General features: G+C 70.1%; 12 protein-coding genes. 6 read left to right on the top strand and 6 right to left on the bottom strand.

The window, feature by feature from the left end; genetic code table 11:
* Positions 1-54: 54 nt before the first annotated feature.
* Positions 55-3,225, bottom strand: coding sequence for a response regulator (locus tag ABNQ38_RS32395; protein ID WP_377810388.1), 3,171 nt, complete (start codon positions 3,223-3,225; stop codon positions 55-57).
* 258 nt (positions 3,226-3,483) lie between these two features.
* Here ABNQ38_RS32395 and ABNQ38_RS32390 point away from each other — a divergent pair, with 258 nt between their 5' ends.
* Together ABNQ38_RS32390 and ABNQ38_RS32385 are read left to right on the top strand one after the other, a co-directional pair.
* Positions 3,484-5,490, top strand: a complete 2,007-nt coding sequence (locus ABNQ38_RS32390; protein ID WP_377810387.1) for an ATP-binding protein — start codon at positions 3,484-3,486, stop codon at positions 5,488-5,490.
* A gap of 142 nt (positions 5,491-5,632) precedes the next feature.
* Positions 5,633-6,409, top strand: a complete 777-nt coding sequence (locus tag ABNQ38_RS32385; protein WP_377810386.1) for a hypothetical protein — start codon at positions 5,633-5,635, stop codon at positions 6,407-6,409.
* A gap of 115 nt (positions 6,410-6,524) precedes the next feature.
* Here ABNQ38_RS32385 and ABNQ38_RS32380 read toward each other — a convergent pair whose 3' ends face one another.
* The 4 genes from ABNQ38_RS32380 to ABNQ38_RS32365 form a co-directional block, all read right to left on the bottom strand.
* Complete coding sequence (locus ABNQ38_RS32380) at positions 6,525-8,048, bottom strand: ABC transporter substrate-binding protein (RefSeq protein WP_377810385.1); 1,524 nt, start codon at positions 8,046-8,048, stop codon at positions 6,525-6,527.
* Between the two features lie 262 nt (positions 8,049-8,310).
* On the bottom strand, positions 8,311-9,165 hold the full coding sequence (locus ABNQ38_RS32375) for a ParB/RepB/Spo0J family partition protein (protein ID WP_377810384.1): 855 nt from the start codon (positions 9,163-9,165) through the stop codon (positions 8,311-8,313).
* Complete coding sequence (locus ABNQ38_RS32370; protein ID WP_377810383.1) at positions 9,155-10,177, bottom strand: AAA family ATPase; 1,023 nt, start codon at positions 10,175-10,177, stop codon at positions 9,155-9,157. The genes ABNQ38_RS32375 and ABNQ38_RS32370 overlap by 11 nt, the downstream gene beginning before the upstream one ends.
* Before the next feature lie 253 nt (positions 10,178-10,430).
* Positions 10,431-11,378, bottom strand: coding sequence for a replication initiator protein A (locus ABNQ38_RS32365; protein ID WP_200196726.1), 948 nt, complete (start codon positions 11,376-11,378; stop codon positions 10,431-10,433).
* A 1,118-nt stretch (positions 11,379-12,496) separates the two neighbouring features.
* Here ABNQ38_RS32365 and ABNQ38_RS32360 point away from each other — a divergent pair.
* Positions 12,497-13,333: a MarR family transcriptional regulator gene (locus tag ABNQ38_RS32360; protein ID WP_377810382.1), complete on the top strand. Its 837-nt coding sequence runs from the start codon at positions 12,497-12,499 to the stop codon at positions 13,331-13,333.
* Here ABNQ38_RS32360 and ABNQ38_RS32355 read toward each other — a convergent pair.
* A complete protein-coding gene (locus ABNQ38_RS32355; protein ID WP_377810381.1) occupies positions 13,233-13,856 on the bottom strand; it encodes a hypothetical protein in 624 nt (207 codons plus the stop codon). The two genes, ABNQ38_RS32360 and ABNQ38_RS32355, sit on opposite strands and share 101 nt — an antisense overlap.
* 34 nt (positions 13,857-13,890) lie before the next feature.
* Between ABNQ38_RS32355 and ABNQ38_RS32350 the strand changes: the two genes are divergently transcribed.
* From ABNQ38_RS32350 to ABNQ38_RS32340, 3 genes are read left to right on the top strand one after another with little or no spacing between them, the layout of a single operon-like run.
* Complete coding sequence (locus ABNQ38_RS32350) at positions 13,891-16,569, top strand: tetratricopeptide repeat protein (RefSeq protein WP_377810380.1); 2,679 nt, start codon at positions 13,891-13,893, stop codon at positions 16,567-16,569.
* Positions 16,569-17,726: a glycosyltransferase family 9 protein gene (locus ABNQ38_RS32345; protein ID WP_377810379.1), complete on the top strand. Its 1,158-nt coding sequence runs from the start codon at positions 16,569-16,571 to the stop codon at positions 17,724-17,726. Before ABNQ38_RS32350 ends, ABNQ38_RS32345 begins: the two co-directional genes overlap by 1 nt.
* Positions 17,723-18,748: a hypothetical protein gene (locus tag ABNQ38_RS32340; RefSeq protein ID WP_377810378.1), complete on the top strand. Its 1,026-nt coding sequence runs from the start codon at positions 17,723-17,725 to the stop codon at positions 18,746-18,748. Before ABNQ38_RS32345 ends, ABNQ38_RS32340 begins: the two co-directional genes overlap by 4 nt.
* Positions 18,749-19,031: the final 283 nt, after the last annotated feature.

Here is a 19,031-nt window from a genome sequence, read left to right as displayed (position 1 = left end):
CTGGCGCAAAGCAGGCTTTAATCACATTTCGCCGACTGGCAGGTTTCCGGTCAATCACCAAGCTCCCTCACCCTTCACCCATTGCCCCACCACCCGACGCGACGCCACACAACGCGCAACCTCGCTCAGCAGTTGGGCGCGGTCGATGGGCTTCGGCACGTGGCAGTCCATGCCGGTCTCGTAGCAGCGGGCGATGTCGTCGGGGAAGGTGTTGGCGGTCAGGGCCACGATGGCGACGCGGGACTCCGGACCCGGCATGGCGCGGATCAGGCGCGTCGCCTCCAGCCCGTCCATTACCGGCATGTTGATGTCCATCAGGATGGCGTCGAAGGGCTCGCCCCCATCCACCCCCTTGGCCGCCTGCGCCACCGCCTCCACCGCCTGGGCGCCGTTCTCCACCGCCACCACCCGGTGGCCGGCCTGTTTCAGCAGCGTGACGACCAGCAGGCGGTTCATCTCCACATCCTCCACCACCAGGATGCGCAATGCCCCGCCCGCGGGCGGGGCCGGGGCGGGGGCGGGACCGAGGGACGGCGGCTCGGCCGCGGGCGGCGGCGGGAGCAGCGGGGGCGGAGACGGCAATCGAGACGGCTCGGGGGCGGGATCCGGCTTCGGCTCAAGCCGGGGCTCCGGGCGCGAAACCGGAGCGGGCGGCGGCGGGACAGCCGCAGAGGGGACGGGCCGCGGGCGCAGGCGGTCGAGATGCTCGCGCAGCTCCGACGGGTCATAGGGCTTGGCGATCAGGTCGTACCCGCCCATCGCCACGTCGTCGGCCACCACCGCATGGGCGGCGAAGCCCGACGCCAGCAGAACCGGCAGGTCGGGGCGCAGGCGCCGCGCCTCGCGCGCCAGCTCCGCCCCGTTCATCCCCGGCGGCATCACGATGTCGCTGAACAGCAGGTCCAGCGGCTCAGGACCGCGCAGCACCACCAGGGCCTCGCCGGCACCGGACGCGGCGGTCACCCGGTGGCCCCAGCTGCGCAGCAGAGCGCTGCCGTTCTCGCGGATGTTGTGGTCGTCGTCCACCATCAGGATCGACAGGCCGGGCCGGCCGTCCGCCCTCCCGCCGGCCGTGACGCCATCGGTTTCGGCGCCCGGTTCGCCGGCAACGCGCTCGGGCGGGAAATGGATGGTGACGGTGGTGCCCTGCCCTACCCGGCTCGCCAGGGTCAGCGTGCCGCCATGCAGTTCCACCAGCCGGCGGGTCAGCGGCAGGCCGAGGCCGGCGCCCTCGGTCTGGCGGTTCTCCGGGGTGGCGACGCGGGCATAGGCCAGCAGGACGCGGTCCAGATCCTGTTCGGGGATGCCGACGCCGTTGTCCCGCACCTCCAGCAGCAGGCTGCCGTCGGGCGCAGGGCCGGCGGTCAGCGACACCGAACCGCCGGAATGGGTGTATTTCACCGCGTTGGACAGCAGGTTCAGCAGGATCTGGCGGATGCGCCGCTCGTCGCCGCGCAAATGGCGGGCGGCGGGCTCCACCTGCGCCGACAGGGCGATGCCGGCGCGGGCGGCGCGCGGGGTCAGCAGGCGGACGGCGAAAACGGCGGCGGCGTCAAGATCGACCGGCTCGTCGTCGAGGATCAGCTGGCCGGATTCGGCGCGGACATGGTCGAGGATCTCGTTGATCAGCTCCAGGAGATGCTGGCCGCTGTCGCGGATGTTGACGGCGAAGTCGCGGTAATGGGCGTTGCCGACCGGCCCCTCCGACTCCCGCGCGATCAGGTCGGCGAAGCCGATGACGGCGTTCATCGGCGTGCGCAGCTCGTGGCTCAGGCTCGCCAGGAATTCGGACTTGCTGCGGCTGGCCGCCTCCGCCGCGTGGCGGGCGTCCTGAAGCTCCGCCTCCATGATCTTGCGCGAGGTGACGTCGCGCTCGACGCTGACGTAATCCTGCGGCGCGCCCCAGTCGTCGGTGACCAGCCGCACCGCCGCCTCGATCCACACCCAGCGGCCGTCGGCATGGCGCAGCCGGTAGGTGGTCTTCAGGGTCGGGCGGTCCGGCGTCAGGCGGGCCAGGCCGGCGGACAGGGCATCGCGGTCGTCGGGGTGCACCCGCTCCACCAGCGGCCGGCCGACCAGATCGGCGGGGGGGCAGCCCAGGCTGTCGCGCGTCGCCTCCGAACAGAAGCGGCGCACCCCGTCCAGCCCGATGCGGCCGATGATGTCGGTGACGCTGCGCGCCAGCTGGCGGTAACGCGCCTCGCTGGCGCGGATCGCCCGCTCCGCCTCGTGCCGGCGGGTGATGTCGCGGGCGCCGACCGACAGCAGGACGATGGCGCCGCTCCCGTCGCGGATCGGCACCTGCGACACCTCCCACCAGCGGGTGACGCCGTCATGGGTGTGCTGCTCCTCGAAGCGGGTGGGGGCGGCGGCGTCGATGCAGGATTGCAGGTCGGCCATCACCTTGGCGGCGAGATCGGGCGGCAGCAGGGCGTCGAGCGGCTTGCCCCTCGCCTGCGCCACCCGGTCGCCCATGGTGCCGGCGGCAGCCTCGTTGGCGCAATGCAGGGTGAAGCCGCCGTCGGGGTTGACGCGCAGCACGACATGGATGTCGGCGGAGCTGTCGAAGACGGCGCGGAACAGGGCGGCGTTCTCGGCCAGCGCTCCCTCATCGGCGAAGCGCCGGTGCTCGCGCGCCAGCATGGTGCCGAGCAGGCCGATGCCCAGCGTGGTGAAGGCGATCAGCGGCAGCGCCGCCGCCTCCATCACCCGCATGGCGAGGTCGAAATCGGGCAGCAGCAGGAAGGCCAGCAGGGTCAGCGGCGCAATCGCCAGACCGAACAGCGCCAGCAGGCCGAAGCCGAAGGCGCCCTTTGCGTCGCCGGTCCCGGTTTCGCCGGCCGCGCGCCGCTCCATCGGGCGGGCCAGCAGCGGGGCGACCAGGGCGGTCAGCAGAAGGCCGGCAAGCCCGGTCGTCGCCCCCACCCCGCCCAGCCACAGCCGCACCGCCCCGGCGATGGCGGCCGACAGCAGCGCCGCCGGCCATCCGCCGAACAGGCCGGCCAGCCCGATCATCGCGTTGCGCAAATCGACCAACACCCCGTCGGCGACCGGGTAGGCGTCCAGCATGGAGAGGACGGCGGCCACGCCGAACAGCAGGCCGGAGAGCACCGCGAAGGCGCCGCGCCGGGCGCCGAACCGCCGCAGGACATGGCGATAGGCAAGCAGGACCAGCGCCAGCAGTCCGACGCCGTGCGCAAGGGCGATGATGATGCCCGTTCCCATTGCTGCGCTCCCCGGCGGCTACGCCAACGGCTACCCCGCTCTCAACAGACTGCGTCGAAACCCGGCGGGAATTTTTACACACGCAACTTAACAAGAAGAAGAAACGATTCGAAACAGTCATACCGCCTTTTTTCCTACTCCTATGGATGCCAGCCGCATGAACCGCTCGCATTTACGTCGCTGTCGTGTTTGGCGTCCGAGTCGGCTAGAATGCCGCCGCGCATCGTTCGTGGTCGTCGTGTTTTCGTAGGCTTCGGCATGTTCTTGAAGATCTTCTCACGGAGCCTGGTTGCCCGGTCCACCGCATCGGCGGTGGTGCTGGTGTCGGTGCTGGTCGCCGTGCCGATGGTCGTGCTGATCCAGTCCGACGTGCGCAACACAAGGGCCGAGCTGGCGATCCGGGCGGAGATGGCGACCCGCATCGTGCTCGACGACGTGACGAATGCGCTGTGGGACCTCGACCCGGAAGAGGCGCTGACGGCGCTGAGCCCGCTGCGCTCGATCGACAGCTTCGCCGAGGCGGTGATCCTCGGCACCCATGGCGAGCGCTTCGCCATCTACCGCAAGCCGGGCTCCGCCGTCGTTGCCGATGCGGCCGTCAATACAGGGGGCAACCCGGCGACCACCGCCGCCGCCGTGCCGCTGACCCGGCAGGACCGCACCGGCGGCTCGCGCACCATCGGCACGCTGCTGGTCAGGCTCGACACCGGGCCGACCGACGCGGCCATCCGCCACCATGTGCTGGTGCTGGGCGGCATCGGCGCCGTCACGCTGCTGCTGGTGGTGCTGGGCGTGATCTGGGCGACGCGCGGGGTGACGCTGCCGATTGCCGGCATGACCCGCGCCATGGCCGATCTGGCCGCCGGCGACGTGACGGTGACGGTGCCGGTGCGCCACCGCGACGACGAAATCGGCCGCATGGCCAAGGCGCTCGACACCTTCCGCCAGAACGCCATCGACCTGCACATCGCCAAGGAGCGGGCGGAGCAGGCGGTGGCGTCGAAGGCGAAGTTCATGGCCGCCGCCAGCCACGACCTGCGCCAGCCGGCCCAGTCGCTGCTGATGCTGACCGCCATGCTGCGCGCCACCGCCCCCAACCCCAAGGTGGCGGAATCGGCGCGCAAGATCGAACAGGTGGTGATGACGCTGAAGCAGCTGCTGGACGAGCTGCTGGAGGTGTCGCGGCTCGATGCCGGCGGCGTCACCGCCAACATTGCGGTGCATGAGGTCGCCGACCTGTTCGACGCGCTGGACTCGCAGTACGGACCGGTCGCCCGCAACAAGGGGCTGGCCTTCTCCGTGCCGCAGTACCGCGCCCCGGTGCTGACCGACCGGGTGCTGCTGCTGCGCCTGCTGGGCAACCTGATCGACAACGCGATCCGCTACACACCCAGCGGACAGGTGCAGGTCGCCTGCCTGGAGTCCGGCGGCTGCCTGATCGTCGAGGTGCGCGACACCGGCATCGGCATTCCCGAAGACCGGCTGGACGCCATCTGGGAGGAGTTCCACCAGATCGGCAACCCGGAGCGCAACCGCGACAACGGCATCGGCCTCGGCCTGTCGATCGTCCGGCGGCTGGCCGGCGTGCTGGATCATCCGGTCAAGGTGCGCTCCACGCCGGGCAAGGGCTCGGTCTTCTCGGTCACCCTGCCGCTGGCGCCGGTGGAGCCGGCCATGGAGCCTGCCCTGGAGCCGATGCGGCGGGCCGAAATTCCGCCTGTCCCCGCCCCTGCCCCTGCTGCCATTGCTCCCATGGCCCCTGCCCCGGTTGCCGCCCCGGCGGCGGTCGCCGGGCTGGCGACGCTGGCGGATGCGCCGGCGAAGAGCGGCGAGATCGCCATCCTGGTGATCGACGACGACCAGTTCGTGCTGTCCGCCATTTCGATGTTCCTCAACACCGCCGGCCATCGCGTCGTCGGCGCCTCCAGCGTGACCCAGGGGCTGCGCGCGGTGGAGGGCGGCGATATCCGGCCCGATGCGGTGATCGCCGACTATCACCTGTCCGCCACCGAGAACGGCCTGGATTTCATCGACACCGTCTGGCGCCGGCTCGGGCTGCGCATCCCGGCGGTGCTGATCTCTGGCCGGCTCGACGGCGCGGTGACCGCCCGCGCGGCAGAGATGGGCGTCACCGTCGCTGCCAAGCCGATCATGCCGGACCGCCTGTCGGCGCTGGTGGAACAGATGACGGCGGCCCGGCCGGCAGGGGTAGCGGCGGGGGCTGCGCCCGGCATCGCCGCTCCGCATAGGACTCCGACGATTTGAGCTTCCTACCCCCATCCTGGGGCTTAAGACAAAAAAAGATCTCACATATCGGATTATGCTGTGTCACAACATCCGAGCGGTGCTCTCGGGTTAGCTCTGCCCCCATCCGAGGGCGAACCGAAAAGCAGCTTCGGAGGATCCCATGCGCGGCGCGACCATGACCGACACCACCCGTGCCCATGACATCATCGCCGGCTTCGACTTCGGCTATGTCGTCGACCGTGCGATCGCCGCGGGGATGTCCCGCCGCACGTCCGAGATCGCGCTGGCCCAGCTGAAAGCATTCCTGCTGGCCTGCGCCGAGCATCCGGACCGCGACATCGTTCCGCAATCCGCCGCCTGCGACGACCTGTGGCACGAGTTCATCGTCGCCGACACCCGCGCCTATTTCCGGTTCTGCGACGCGGTGTATGGCGAGTATCTCCATCACAACGGCGTGACCGCCCCGGCCGAACGCATGGACGCCGCCCGCAGCGACAGTGCCCGCCTGCTCGCCGGCGCCGACTGCCTGCGCGAAGCCGCCAAGGCCGACTGTCTCCGTGAGGCCAAGAGCGCCGATTGCCTGCGCGAAGCGGCGCAGTCCGACTGCTTGCGAGAAGCGAAGGCCGCGGATTGCCTGCGCGAAGCCGCTCAGGCCGACTGTCTGCGGGAAGCGAAGCCCGCGGATTGCCTGCGCGAAGCCGCCAAGGCCGATTGCCTGCGCGAGGCGAAGCCCGCGGATTGCCTGCGCGAAGCCGCCAAGGCCGACTGCCTGCGCGAGGCGAAGCCCGCGGATTGCCTGCGCGAAGCCGCCAAGGCCGACTGCCTGCGCGAGGCGAAGCCCGCGGATTGCCTGCGCGAAGCCGCCAAGGCCGACTGCCTGCGCGAGGCGAAGCCCGCGGATTGCCTGCGTGAAGCACGGCCGCAGGGCGCCGCCTGACTTTCCTGCCCCTGTAGCGACCGAAAAGCCCCTGTCCGGCTGCGGACAGGGGCTTTTTTCATGCGGGCGCCCTGCCCTCCGCCCTGGCTTTGCGGTCCCCTGCCCTTCGCCAGCGTCAGCCGAAGTTCAGGCCGCCGAACGGCGTGATGAAATTGTCGCTCAGCACATTGCCGCGCAGCGCCACATAGTCCGGCACCACCAGCGGGATCACCGGCAAATCCTGCATCACCAGGCATTCGGCGTCCTTGTAGACCTCCGCCCGAAGGGTGGGATCGGGAATCGCCATCGCGCGTTCGATCAGGCCGTCGAACTGGGCACTGGTCCAGCCGACGGGATTGAAGCGGCTGCTGCTGCTGAACAGCTCGTCGAGGAAGTTCATCGGGTCGGGATAGGTGGCGGTCCAGCCGAACAGGAAGGCGTCGTAATCGCGCCGGCGCGAGCGGGCGATGAACTCCTGCCGCGGCGCCATCACCAGCTTTGCCGGAATGCCGGCATTGTTCCACTGCGAGACGTAATAGACGAACTCCCGCCGGTATTCCGGCACGACGGTAACCTGGAAGGGCTCGATGCCGCGCCCCTCCGGATAGCCGGCCTCCTCCAGCAGGCGCTTGGCCAGCAGCGGGTCGTAGGCCAGCGGCTCCAGCCTCTCGTTGGACAGCAGGGCCGGCGGAACGATGCCGTTGTGGACGCTCGCCACCCCGCGGAAGAAGCGCTCCACCATGGCGTTGCGGTCGATCAGCAGCGACATCGCCCGGCGCACCCGCAGATCGCCGAACGCCTTGACCCGCCTGGGGTCGAGCGCCACCACCCGCATCTGCATGCGCGGCACATTCGACAGCGAGCGCTTGAAGCCGGGATCGTCCATCACCCCGCGCAGCGCATCGGTGTCGACGAAGGTGAAGTCGATCTGGCTGTCGTTGAACAGCGTGATGCCGTCGTTGCCGATGCCGGTGGCGAGGAAGGACACCCGCTCGAACGGCACCGAGCCGCCACGCCAGCCGGGATTGGCCTCCACATCCATGCGGATGCCGTCGCTCGACCGCACCAGCCGGTAGGGTCCGGTTCCCGCCGACAAGGTGCGGAACCAGTCGGGACCGGCCTGCCCGGTCGCCTCGACATCGACGATGTTCAGGCGGGCGAAGGGGAAGACGGCGCAGGGCTCGTCGCAGACCACCTCCAGCGTCCGGTCGTCGATCACGGCGATGCCGGACAGTCCGTCGGCGGTCTTCGCCCGCAGCTCGCGGAAGCCCCGCACCTTCGACAGCGCCAGCACGGCGAAATTGGTGCCGTCGCCGCCCAGCGCCGCCTCGAAGCTGCGCTTGACGTCGAGCGCGGTCAGCGGCCGGCCGGTGTGGAAGGTGACGCCGTCGCGGATGGTCAGCCGCCAGCGGCGGGCATCCTCGGACGCCTCCCAGGCGGTGGCGAGGCCGGGCAGGATGCGGCCTTTGGTATCGACCGTGGTCAGACTCTCATACATCGAGCCGAGGACCTGACGCGCGACCAGATCGCTGACGGTCAGCGGGTTGAGTCCGCCGGGCAGGGACTTGAAGCCGATCCGCAGGGTACCGGCGGCCATCGCCGGCCGGGGCAGGGCCGCGGCCAGACCGGCGCCCCCGATCAGGCCGCCGAGCAGGCTCAAGAAATGTCGTCTCCGCACCGCCTGCATCGCTGCCCCGTACCCCCCATACCCTCGATCACCTGACAGATAATCCTTAACACGGGGCAGGGCAGGCGGTCACCCTGGCCGAGCGCCAGATGCTTTCGCAATCGAAAGCAACCTTAACGCGCTTTTCGAGAAAAGAACAACCGGCGCGGGCTTTCGCAGTCGAAAGCCGCGGTCTTCATAATGGCGATGGCGTTGCGATGCCCTCTCCCGGGACGGGAGAGGGAGATACGAACCTTCACGCATTCAGCAGGGCGTCGATGCGGTCGCGCAGTGCCTGCAGCCGCTCCCGATGCTCGCGCTGCAGGGCCTGGGCGACGGTGTCGATGGCGGCCAGATCCTTGTCCATCCGGTTGATCGCCTTGCCCAGCACCCGCATCGGCTCCGCCGTGCTGGAGGCCGCCGGGCGGGCAGCCCGCACCGCCCCCACCGTCAGCCCGCCGGTGCGCGCCGTCTGCCACAGCCGGCGCATCTCCGCCTCGTCCTCGACGAAGGCCAGCTCGACCAGGGCGGAGCGCGACACCGCGTCGGGGTTGGCGCGGTAATCGGCCAGGATGTCGTCGGGCAGGCGCAGCACCTTCAGGCGTTTCGACACCTCGGCCTCCGAACAGCCGACCGCCGCCGCCACCTCCGATTGGGTGTAGCCGTGCGCCTCGATCAGCTGCGACAGGCCGCGGGCGAGGTCGATGGCGTCGAGATCGACGCGCTGGACATTCTCGATCAGCGCGATCTCTTCGGGCCGGCCCTTGGTGATGATGGCGGCGATGGTGCCGCGGCCGAGCAGCCGGTGGGCGCGCAGCCGCCGCTCGCCGGCCACCAGCCGGTAGCGGCCCTTCTGTTCCCCTTCCTGGACGAGGACAGGTTGCTGCAACCCGTGGCGGGCGATGGAGTCGGCCAACGAGCGCAGGGACTCGTCGTCGAACACCGTGCGGGGCTGGCCGGGATTGGTCTCGACGGCGTCCAGATCGACCTCGACCAGCCGGGGCAGCATGCCGCTCAGCCCGAACATGCGGTCGGTCTCGGCGGCGAAGCCGGCCTCCTTGGCCTGAAGCACGGTGGCGGCGGTCTGTCGGGTCAGCTTCTTAGGCGGCATCGACGGTCTCCTGCAGGCGGCCTGTGGCGGTCAGCAGCGCAGAGGCAATGGCGGCATAGCTCTCCACCCCCGGCGCGCCGATGTCGGCATCCAGCGTGATGACATTGGCGCCCGCGGCCTGGGCGTAGATGGTGGCGCGCGGCACCGGCGGGAACACCCGGCGGCTTTCGCCCCACAGGCGCTGGATGTCGTCAAGCGACGAGCGGTCCTGGGTCTGGCGCGGGTTGACCATGGTCGGCAGGATGCCCAGCACCTCCAGCCGCGGGTTCAGCCGGCGCTGGATCTTGGCGACGGTGTCGAGGAAGGCGCTGACGCCGAGGATGGCGTGCGGCTCCGCCTGGCAGGGCACCAGCACATAGTCGGCGGCGGTCAGCGCGTTGATCGTGACGGCACCCAGGTTGGGGGCGCAGTCGATGACGATCACGTCATAGCGGTCCCGCACCCCGTCCAGCATCTCGGCCAGCGCGGTCTGGGCGTTGGTCAGGTTACCCGGCAGCTCGGTGTCGGCGCTCGCCAGCGCGATGCTGGAGGGGACGACGTCCAGCCCCTCGACGCTCGTGGGGCGGATCACCGCGTCGAGCGGCGTCTTGCCCATCAGCGCGTGGTAGAGGACCCTGCCCGCCTCCGTCAGCGCGACGATGTCGGTCTGCGGCACGCCGACATGGACGGTGGCGTTGCCCTGCGGATCGGCATCGACCAGCAGCACGCGATTGCCGGCACGGGCCAGGATGAAGGCCAGATTGATCGAGGTCGCCGTTTTGGCGGTGCCGCCCTTCTGCAAACCGACGGCGACGGTGGTGCCGCGGCGGGGCAGGGCGCTTTCCGGCCGTTCGAGATCGAGCAGAAGCAGCCGGCCCAGCACGTCGCGGGGCAGGGCTTCCTTGCCGGTTTCCCATTTGCTGAGCCGCTGCTTGTCGTATTTGCGGCCCGTCAGTTCATTGACGAACGCCGCCATCTGCGTCTGGGTCAGGCCGCGCCGTTCCCGCAACGCCTTCAACTGTTCCCCTGTCACGCTCCGTCCTCCTGCCCCGGCACCGGTCGGCAGCGACCCTATCAAGTCGTCGCGACTCCGGCAACGGGTGTCTACCGAAGGGGGAAGGGGGTTGCGATTAGCCCCTCTCCCGGCCCGGGAGAGGGAAGGGGCCCGCCGCGAAGCGGTGGGAAAGGTGAGGGGTATTGCAAGGAACCATGCGGTTCGGGATTCTCGCCTACCCCCTCACCACTTCGTGGGTCCCCTCCCTCTCCCGGGCCGGGAGAGGGCAATTTCACACCGTCTCGTCGTATTCCACCTTGGGAGCGTCGATCCAGTTTTCCGGCTGGCCCTGGCTCTTCTTCCAGAACAGCACCGGCAGGTCGGCGTTCAGCACGCGGCCGAGAACGGCGCCGCGCGCCTTCATCGTTTCCTTGTATTCCGCCGTCTCGACGATGCGGACGCCATAGCCGGGGATGCGGTCGGCGGCCAGGACGGGATTCAGCGCGTTCTTGAACTTGCGCAGGTCGTTGTCGGAACCGACGCGCTTGCGCAGCGGCTCCAGCGCCATCCAGAAGGCGTGGCCGCGGGCAAGGTGGGCGCGCGCGATCTCGTACAGGCGCTTCTCCACCGGCTTCAGCGCGAAATACTGGTCGTCGTAGCTCAGCAGATTGTGGCCCAGCGCCGCGCGGGTGACCCAGCCCGACAGCGTCAGCTTCAGCCCGCGCACCGCCCGCTCGCCGTCCTTCTTGCGCTGGTAGAGCAGCTTGTAGTCGGAAATCCACGAGAAGGCGCCGCTCTCGCCCTCGCCGCCGGTTTCCAGGTTGGTCTTGATCTGCGTGCCCTGGAGCCGTTCCAGCGCGCCTTCGATCTTGTCGTAGGCGCTGCCGCCGGCGGTCTTGCCGACGATGCGCTGGAGGTCGCTGGTGGTGAAGTGCAGCTCGCCCAGCTTGGACGGGCCCTTGCCCGATTCCATCTTCTCGCGCAGCAGCGAGATGGCGTAGAGCAGCACCGCCTTGTCCCAGATCGTCGCAACGCCGACGTTCTTCGGCGCCCGCACCTCGATCCGCACCTTGCCGTCATCGTAGGTCGGCAGCGATTCCGCCTTGTCCTTCGACAGGCCGAACAGGCTGTAGACCATCATGTGGCGGTCGTTCTGCACGTCGCCGGTCAGCGGTGAATCGAGCCGCAGAGCCAATTGCAGCGGCCGGTCGAGCAGCTCGGCGTTGATGGTCTGGGTCATGCGATCTCTCCCGCGGGTCCCGTGCGGCCTCAAGTGGGTTGAACCCATAATCCACAAGCCTGCCGCCCGGTTCCACACTGCCGGGCCAAACGTCGCCGTTCTGCCGAAAGATTCCCGCGGCAGGCGCCGAATGCCCGGTCGAATGTCGCCGTTATGCCAGTTTTTGCGGCCGAGGACGGTCGGACCGGTGCCGGACGCGGATTCGACGGGGAGGGAGCCGCTCCGGCCGGCCGGCGGTGGCGGCAACGTCTGCGTTCTGCCGTGCCGGTGGGGGACGGGGCAGAGGACTCTCAAGCCAACATGTTGATTTTCCTCGGTTATTGTATGGCTTGCGACCCCAGGATCGGGCGGGAAGGCCCCTGGGGAGGGCATCGACTGGCAGAACGGCGACGTTCGGACGATCCGCCGCAGGGCCGATTCCCGCCCGATTCTCCGCCGATTCCATGCCGGGGAGGGGAGGGGCGGGGTGGAATCCGCTCCATCATTCGGCAGAACGGCGACGTTCGACGGGACCATCCCGTCCGCCCAAGCCGCCGACGACCAAGAATCTTTCGGCACAACGGCGACGTTTGGAGCCGAATCTTTCGGCACAACGGCGACACTTCGACCCGGACGGCCGGAGGAGCGGCGCGGCAAGTGCTTGATTCCTCCGCAAGAATCCAGCCCGGTGTCCGCGAAATGCCGTCCGCGGGCGATTCTTCCAAGACCGTGGACAGACGCGCAACGCCACGTACACATTTCAAAAAACGGGCGAAAACCGCCCTCATGCCGTCGTCGTGCGCCCATGCCAGCTCCTGGCCGGCGCCACGCGCCGGTGTGACGGGCGGTGTAAATCCAGGCAACGTGGCTCCAGGCAACGCGACGAGGGCATCTTGACGGAGAGCATCATGACGTAACGGAGGACCGACCTCCGAAAACACAAAAGGCCCGGATTGCTCCGGGCCCTTCGTGTCGGACGGAGGAGACCGAGGGAAACCCCGGGCACCCCACATCTGGCGGTTTGGCGACTCCATGATGGCAGGGCAGGCCCGCAAAGCCAAGCGGATTCAGTGCGAATCCGTTGACGCTCCCCCTTTGTCTTCACCCGTCCGCCGATCGACCGACAGACGGGTAAAGCAATGAAGCCATACATCGACATGTACAGGCGCTGGATTGCCGTGCCCGGCATCCAGGCCGCCGACATCGCGGTGTTGTCCGCGCTCTACGCCCATGCCGACCGCGACGGTGTCTGCACCGCCACGCAAGGGGAGCTGGCCGAGGAGCTTGGGCAAAGCCGCGCCTGGTTTAACGCCGTGCTGAAGGGCCTGCAGGAGAAAGCCGCCCAGGAATCGGCGGCTACGCTGGTCTGTGCCAAGCCGCGGCGGGGCCTGCGCGGATTCGCCTATCAGCTGGCGGGACTGGAGGGTGTCACCGCCGGCATGTCCTGTCAGCCGGCTGACAGCAGCGGTTCGCCGGCCGGCATCTCCTTTGAATCCCAGAATCCTGAATCCTCCTCCTCCCTCCAGGGCGGGGGGATGGGTCGGCAGGACGAGGCGCTGCCGGCCGACTGGCAGCCCGATGCCGCCGATCTGGCCTGGGCGGCGCTGGAGCGTCCGGAGGTCGATGCCGGCCGGGTGACGGCGAAGTTCGTCTCCTGGTGCCGCAAGGCCCACCGCCGCAACGGCTACCGCCCGCCGGATCCGGGGGCCGCATGGCGCCGCTGGATCGCCCGGGAGCTGGTGGCGCCGGCCGAGCAGCCAGCCGGACAGCCGGGAAGCCCGGTTCCGCCATCCGCCCAGCCTTTCGTCCAGTCCTCCGCCCCTCAACTCCGCCGGGAGCCCCGCAATGACCGCCGCACCGAACTCCGTGCCGATCTCAGAGGCAATGCCCTGCGTGCCGGCCCTGCGTCCGATGCCGCCGGCCGCAACCGCGAAACCCTCGCAGCCTTGCGGCTTCGTCTCGCTGGCCAGGCTTGATGCCGCGGATCTGCGGTTCGAAACCCAGGATCTGGCGCCCGACGAGATCGGGGCGCTCGCCGACCGGGTCGAGCAGGCCATCGGCACGCTGACCCCGCCGATCGGCATCGAGAATGTGCTGATCGGGCTGGAGAAGCTGGCCGACCGCTTCGCGCTGGAACTGCCCGACGCCGATCTGCTGGAGGCCGACGTGCGGGCGATGGCGGAGTGGCCGGCCGACCGCTGGATGGCGGCCTTCGACGCGGTGTGGGCGGCTTTCCGCAGCGGCTGGAGCCGCTTTCCGACGCTGGGCGACTTCCGCGAAGCGCTGGGCGCCCTGCCGCCGGCGGTGGAAAGCCGCGCCGCCGACGATCTGCGGCGGCTGGCGGCCCGGCTGCGCCAGGAACAGCAGCTGCGCGCCCGCACCGAAGAGCAGCGCCGCCGCACCCGCGCCCGTGAAGCCGCCCTGGCGGACCGGCAGCGCGAACTGGCGCTTCAGCGCGCAACCGAACTCCTGCTTGTCCGGGGGCCGGTCGACCAGCATTATCCGCCGGACCACCAGAGAGTGCAGCCAGCGGATGAAACCGAACCAACGCCCGCCGCATCGCCCAGCCGGGACCGCCGACGCACAGGCGCTGCTGACCCGTGCCGTCACCCATCATCAGACCGGGCAGCTGGCCGAGGCGGCGACACTCTACGAACAGGTGCTGAAGCGGCTGCCGAAGCAGGCGGACGCGCTGCACCTGTCGGGGCTGATCAAGGCGCAGACCGGCGCGGTGACGGAGGGGATCGAGCGGATCCGGCAGGCGGTGAAGGCCGACCCGCGCCAGCCGCTCTTCCATGCCAATCTGGGCCGGCTGCTGGAGGCGGCGGAGCAGTGGGAGGATGCGGCGACGGCCTTCCGCTCGGCGGGCCGTCTGGCGCCGCTCGACCCGTCGCTGCCGCGGATGGAGGCGGCGGCCTGGACAAAGCTGGGCCGGCAGGACACGGCGGCGCAGCCGCTGCTGCGGGCGATGGCGCTGGAGCCGGCGGATGCCGGGACCGCGGCGGATCTGGGCGACGCTCTCTACGACTGCGGGCGCTTCCTGCCGGCCGCGGACTGGTACGGGCGGGCGGCGGCGCTGGAGCCGCACCGGGTCCTGGCGGCCTTCAACCGGGGAGCGGCCCTGCGCGACGGCGGCCGGATCGCCGAGGCGGCGGCGGCCTTCCGGGCGCTGGCGGGGCGGGCGCCGGAGATGGTGGAGCCGCTGGAGCACTCCATGCAGCTCTCCCAGCAGCTGGGCGACGGCGGCGGCGCCAGGACGGCGGCCCGCCGGCTGCTGGCGCTGGTGCCGGCCCAGGCGGCGGCGGTCCGCAGCCTGGGCAGTGCCGAGACCGGGCCGGCGCAGGAGCCGGTCTGGCTGGCACGGCTGGCACGGCTGGAGCCGCTGGCCGACGATGTGGTGCTGGCGCTGGCCGGCCGGCTCTATGGCCGGCGGCGGATTGCGGCGGCGGAGCGGGCATACCGCCACGCGCTGGTGCTGAGGCCGGGCTCCGGCCTTGCGCTGTCGGGGCTGGGACTGGCGCGGGCGACACTGGGGATGGCGGGTGCCGTGCCGGCGGTGCTGCGTGCGGTGCGGGTGGCGCCCGTCGACGCGGCGCTCGCCGCCAATGCCGGATCCGCCTTCCAGCTGGCCTTGCAGCCGGAGGCGGCGCTGTCCTGGCACCGGCGGGCGCTGGTGCTGACGCCCGACGCTGTGGCGGCCTGGGTCAACATCGGCACCCTGCTGCTGGAGGCCAACGCGGCGGAGGAGGCGATCCCGCCGCTCGACCGCGCCGGACGGCTCGGCGACATCACACGGGACATGGATCAGCTGGCGCTCGCCAACTCCAATCTCGGGGTCGCCCGGATGGCGCTGGGGCTGCATGGGGAGGCGGTGGCGGCCTTCCGCGCGGCGCTCGACCGGACGCCGGACGACGCGTCGATCCGCTCCAACATGCTGTTCTGCCTGTGCTTCGACGACCGGGCCGATCCGGTCGAGGTCTTCCGCGAGCATCGCGCCTTCGAACGCCATCTGCCGGCGGTCCCGGCCGCCCCCCATGCGGTGGAGAGCCGCGATCCGGAGCGGCGTTTGCGCGTCGGCTACCTGTCGCCGGATTTCCAGCGCTATCCGGGGCCGGGCTATCACTTCCTGCTGCCGCTGATCGAGGGGCACGACCGCGGGAGGGTCGAGGTCACCTGCTACCACAACGACCGCAGCCGCGATGCCACCACCGACCGGTTCCAGGCGGCGGCCGACCGCTGGCGCGACGTGGCGGTGCTGACCGACGAGGAACTCGACCGGCGGATCCGGGAGGACCGCATCGACATCCTGGTCGATGCCGGCGGCCACATGTCGCGCAACCGCATGGCCCTGGTGGCGCGCCGTCCGGCGCCTGTGCAGGTCAGCCTGCCGCTCTATCCCAACACCACCGGGCTTAGCGCCGTCGATTACCAGATCGCCGACCCCCGCGTCGCTCCGCCGGGGGCGGATGCGCTGCATGCGGAGAAGCTGATCCGGCTGCCGGGCTGCGTGCTGTGCTACCGCCCGGCGGACTCCGCCTTCGCGCCGCCGGTCCTGCCGCCGGTGGAGCGCACCGGCCACATCACCTTCGGGTCCTTCAACAACATCACCAAGGTGAACGCCGCCACCATCGCGCTGTGGGCGCGGCTGCTGGCGCTGGTGCCGACGGCGAAGCTGGTGCTGAAATGGCGGGGCTTGGGCAGCGGCGGCGGTGCCGACCGGCGCCTGCTGGCGGCCTTCGCCGGGCATGGCATCGGGGCGGAACGGCTTGAGCTGCGCGGCATCACCCCGGATCCCTATCAGGACTACGTCACCATCGACGTGGCGCTGGACCCAGTCTTCGCCAATGGCGGAACGACGATCTGCGACGCGCTGTGGATGGGCGTGCCGGTGCTGAACCGGACCGGGCCGACCAAGATCGGCCATTGGGGGGCGACCCTGCTCGACGCCGTCGGGATGGCGGAGCTGGTGACGCGCGACGACGAGGCGTATCTGGCGCAGGGTGTCCGGCTGGCGACCGACCGCGCCTTCCTCGATGGGCAGCGGGAGAGTTTGCGCGAGCGGATGCGGCGGTCGGCCCTGATGGACGAGCCCGGCTATGCCCGCGCGGTGGAGGCCGGTTACCGCACCGCGTGGCGCCGCTGGTGCGCCGGGCTGCCGGCGGTCGCCTTCGATGTGGCGGCCTTCGACGTTGTGGACGGGGAGGGGCGGTGATGAGCGTCTGCGATCTGGCGGCCGTCCGCAGCATCCTGGTCGTCAAGCTGGACGAGGCCGGCGACTTCGTGATGGCGACCCCCTTCCTGCGGGCCCTGCGCGCCGCCGCCCCGCAGGCGCGCATCCTGCTGGCGGTGCGCGAGGCGGTGGCGGATCTGGCCCTGACCTGCCGCTGGGTCGACGGGGTGGTGGCGCCGCGGCCGAAGGAGGGCGGCGGCATCGACTTCCGCGGCATCACCCCCGGCGGGCTGACGCTGTTCGCCGAGTGCTACCGCGCCGGCTTCGATCTGGCGCTGGTGCCGCGCTACGACTTCGACCGCCATGGCGCGACGACGCTGGTCGCCAACAGCCGGGCAAAGCTGGTCGCCGGCTTTTCCGAGCGGGTCACGCCGTGGAAGGCCGACGGCAACCAGGGCTTCGACCGCGCCTATGGGCTGGCGCTGACCCCGCCACCGGGGCGGCACGAGGTCGAGCAGAACGCCGCGCTGCTCGAAGCGCTCGGCGCGGGTGCGGATCCGGGGCCGCTGGAACTGGCGCTGACGGCGGAGGACAGGGCGGAGGCGCGCCGGCTTCTGGGAGCCCGAGATGGTGCCGGAGATGGCCTTGGCGATGGTCGCCCGCTGATCGCGGTGGCGCCGGGGGCGGCCAGCCCGCGCCGTGCCTATCCGGCCGACCGGCTGGCCGCAGTGGTCTCCGCCGTCGCCGCTGCGCTCGGTGCGCGGGTCGCCGTGCTGGGGACGGCGGCGGAGCATCCGGCAGCGGCGGTGCTCACGGCGGCTCTGCCCGGACAGACCATCGACCTGACCGGGGCCACGCCGCTGCGGGTTGCCGCCGCGGTGATGGCGGAGGCGGCGCTGGCGATCACCATGGATTCCGCGCCGGCCCATCTGGCCGCGGCGGCCGGGGTGCCGGTGGCGGTGTTCTCCTGCCATCCCATCGGCGGCGATCCCAACCACTACCATGCGCCGGAGCGCTTCCGGCCCTGGACCGGCGGACGGGAGGAGCGGGCGCTGGTGCTGCGGCCTGAGGCAGCGGTGCCGCCCTGTACCGTGTCCTGTCTGGCGGCCGAGGCGCATTGCATCGCCGCCATCGATCCGGCCGACGCCGCCCGGCGCATTTTGGCCTTGGCGGCCGCCACCATCGGAGAGCGGGGATGAGCGATCCCATCATCCATGTCAGTTTCCCGCAGCCGCCGGACGCCTATCCGAAGACGCTGCACTGGCATGCCCAGCTCAGCCGCCATGTGTTCGAGGCGTTGCAGCAGCGGTTCGGCACCCGCGTGCGCTTCTCGCCCTGGAGCGCGCCGCTGGAGCCGGCCGGGCGCGACGTTCTGGTATCCTTCCTGCCCCATCCGGCGCTGAAGGACTGGAAACGCTCGGTCCTGATCGAGAATTCCAACTTCGACACCGACAAATGGCGCTTCACCGCCTTCCGCCGCTTCGGCCTGAACGCGCCGGTGGATTCCGTGCGCGAGACGGAGGCGTGGATGCGGCACCAGTTCGCCGCGCTGGTGCTGAGCAACGATGTCGCCATCCGCCGCGTGGCTGCCCGCGACCCGCAGGTGGCCGACTGCCATGACCATATGGCCGCGCTGGTGCGGCACCTGTCGGTCCATCCGCACCCCATCGACAAGGTGGAATTCTCCCGCCTCGCCGACGGCTTCCCGCTGCCGCCGAAGGTGCGGATGCTGGTCTATCATGCCGGCCCGCGCAAGAACTCGGCGGAGCTGATCCAGACCCTGCGCGACATCGGTTTGCAGGAGAACAGCGACTTCAGCGTCGCCGCCCATGTGCCGAAGGACCGTGCCGACCTGATGGCCTTCCTGCGGCAGAATTTCCTGATCGTCGGCAACACCTCCTACTCGGAGACCGGGCCGATCAACATGATCGAGTATCTGCTGTCGGGCTTCGCCATCTACGGCCATGACGACTGGTGGGACGGGGCGGGAAACCCGCGCTTCGGCTGGTCCTACGACCCGGCGGCGCAGCAGTCGAACCGGGAGAACCTGCGGCACATTTTCCACGAGCTGGGACCGGCCGGTCTGGCCGCCGAACGCGACCGCGTGCGCACCGCGTTTCTGGAGCGCACCGACAACGACTGGCCGGCGCTGCTCGGCCCGCTCTGCCGGCATGTGGAGGCGCTGCTGGACAGCGACCATCCGGGGCGGATCAACGGTTGAGTCATTTGTGACCCGATAGATCGCAGAAGTTGCTTTCTAATTCGAAAGCCGGCGACGGTTCAGAGAGCCATCGCATATGCCTCCCTCTCCCGCCTCTCGCACAAACGTAGTTTGTGCTGACGACGTCAGGCGGATCGAAGATCCGCTGAGAGCGCCGGGAGAGGGCATTTTCTTGCCGCAGGTGGGAGATACGCCCCCGGAAAAGAAAATGGGCGGATCCACGGGTGAGGTGGATCCGCCCGAGGCGAGGAGACTGAAAGCCGGTACCCGAACGTGCCTGTAA

It is taken from the genome of Azospirillum sp. A29, assembly GCF_042604625.1.
In the GTDB taxonomy this organism is placed as follows: Bacteria; Pseudomonadota; Alphaproteobacteria; order Azospirillales; family Azospirillaceae; genus Azospirillum; species Azospirillum palustre.
The sequence above is the reverse complement of the archived record's forward strand: the minus strand, read 5'-3'. Positions and strand labels throughout refer to the sequence as shown.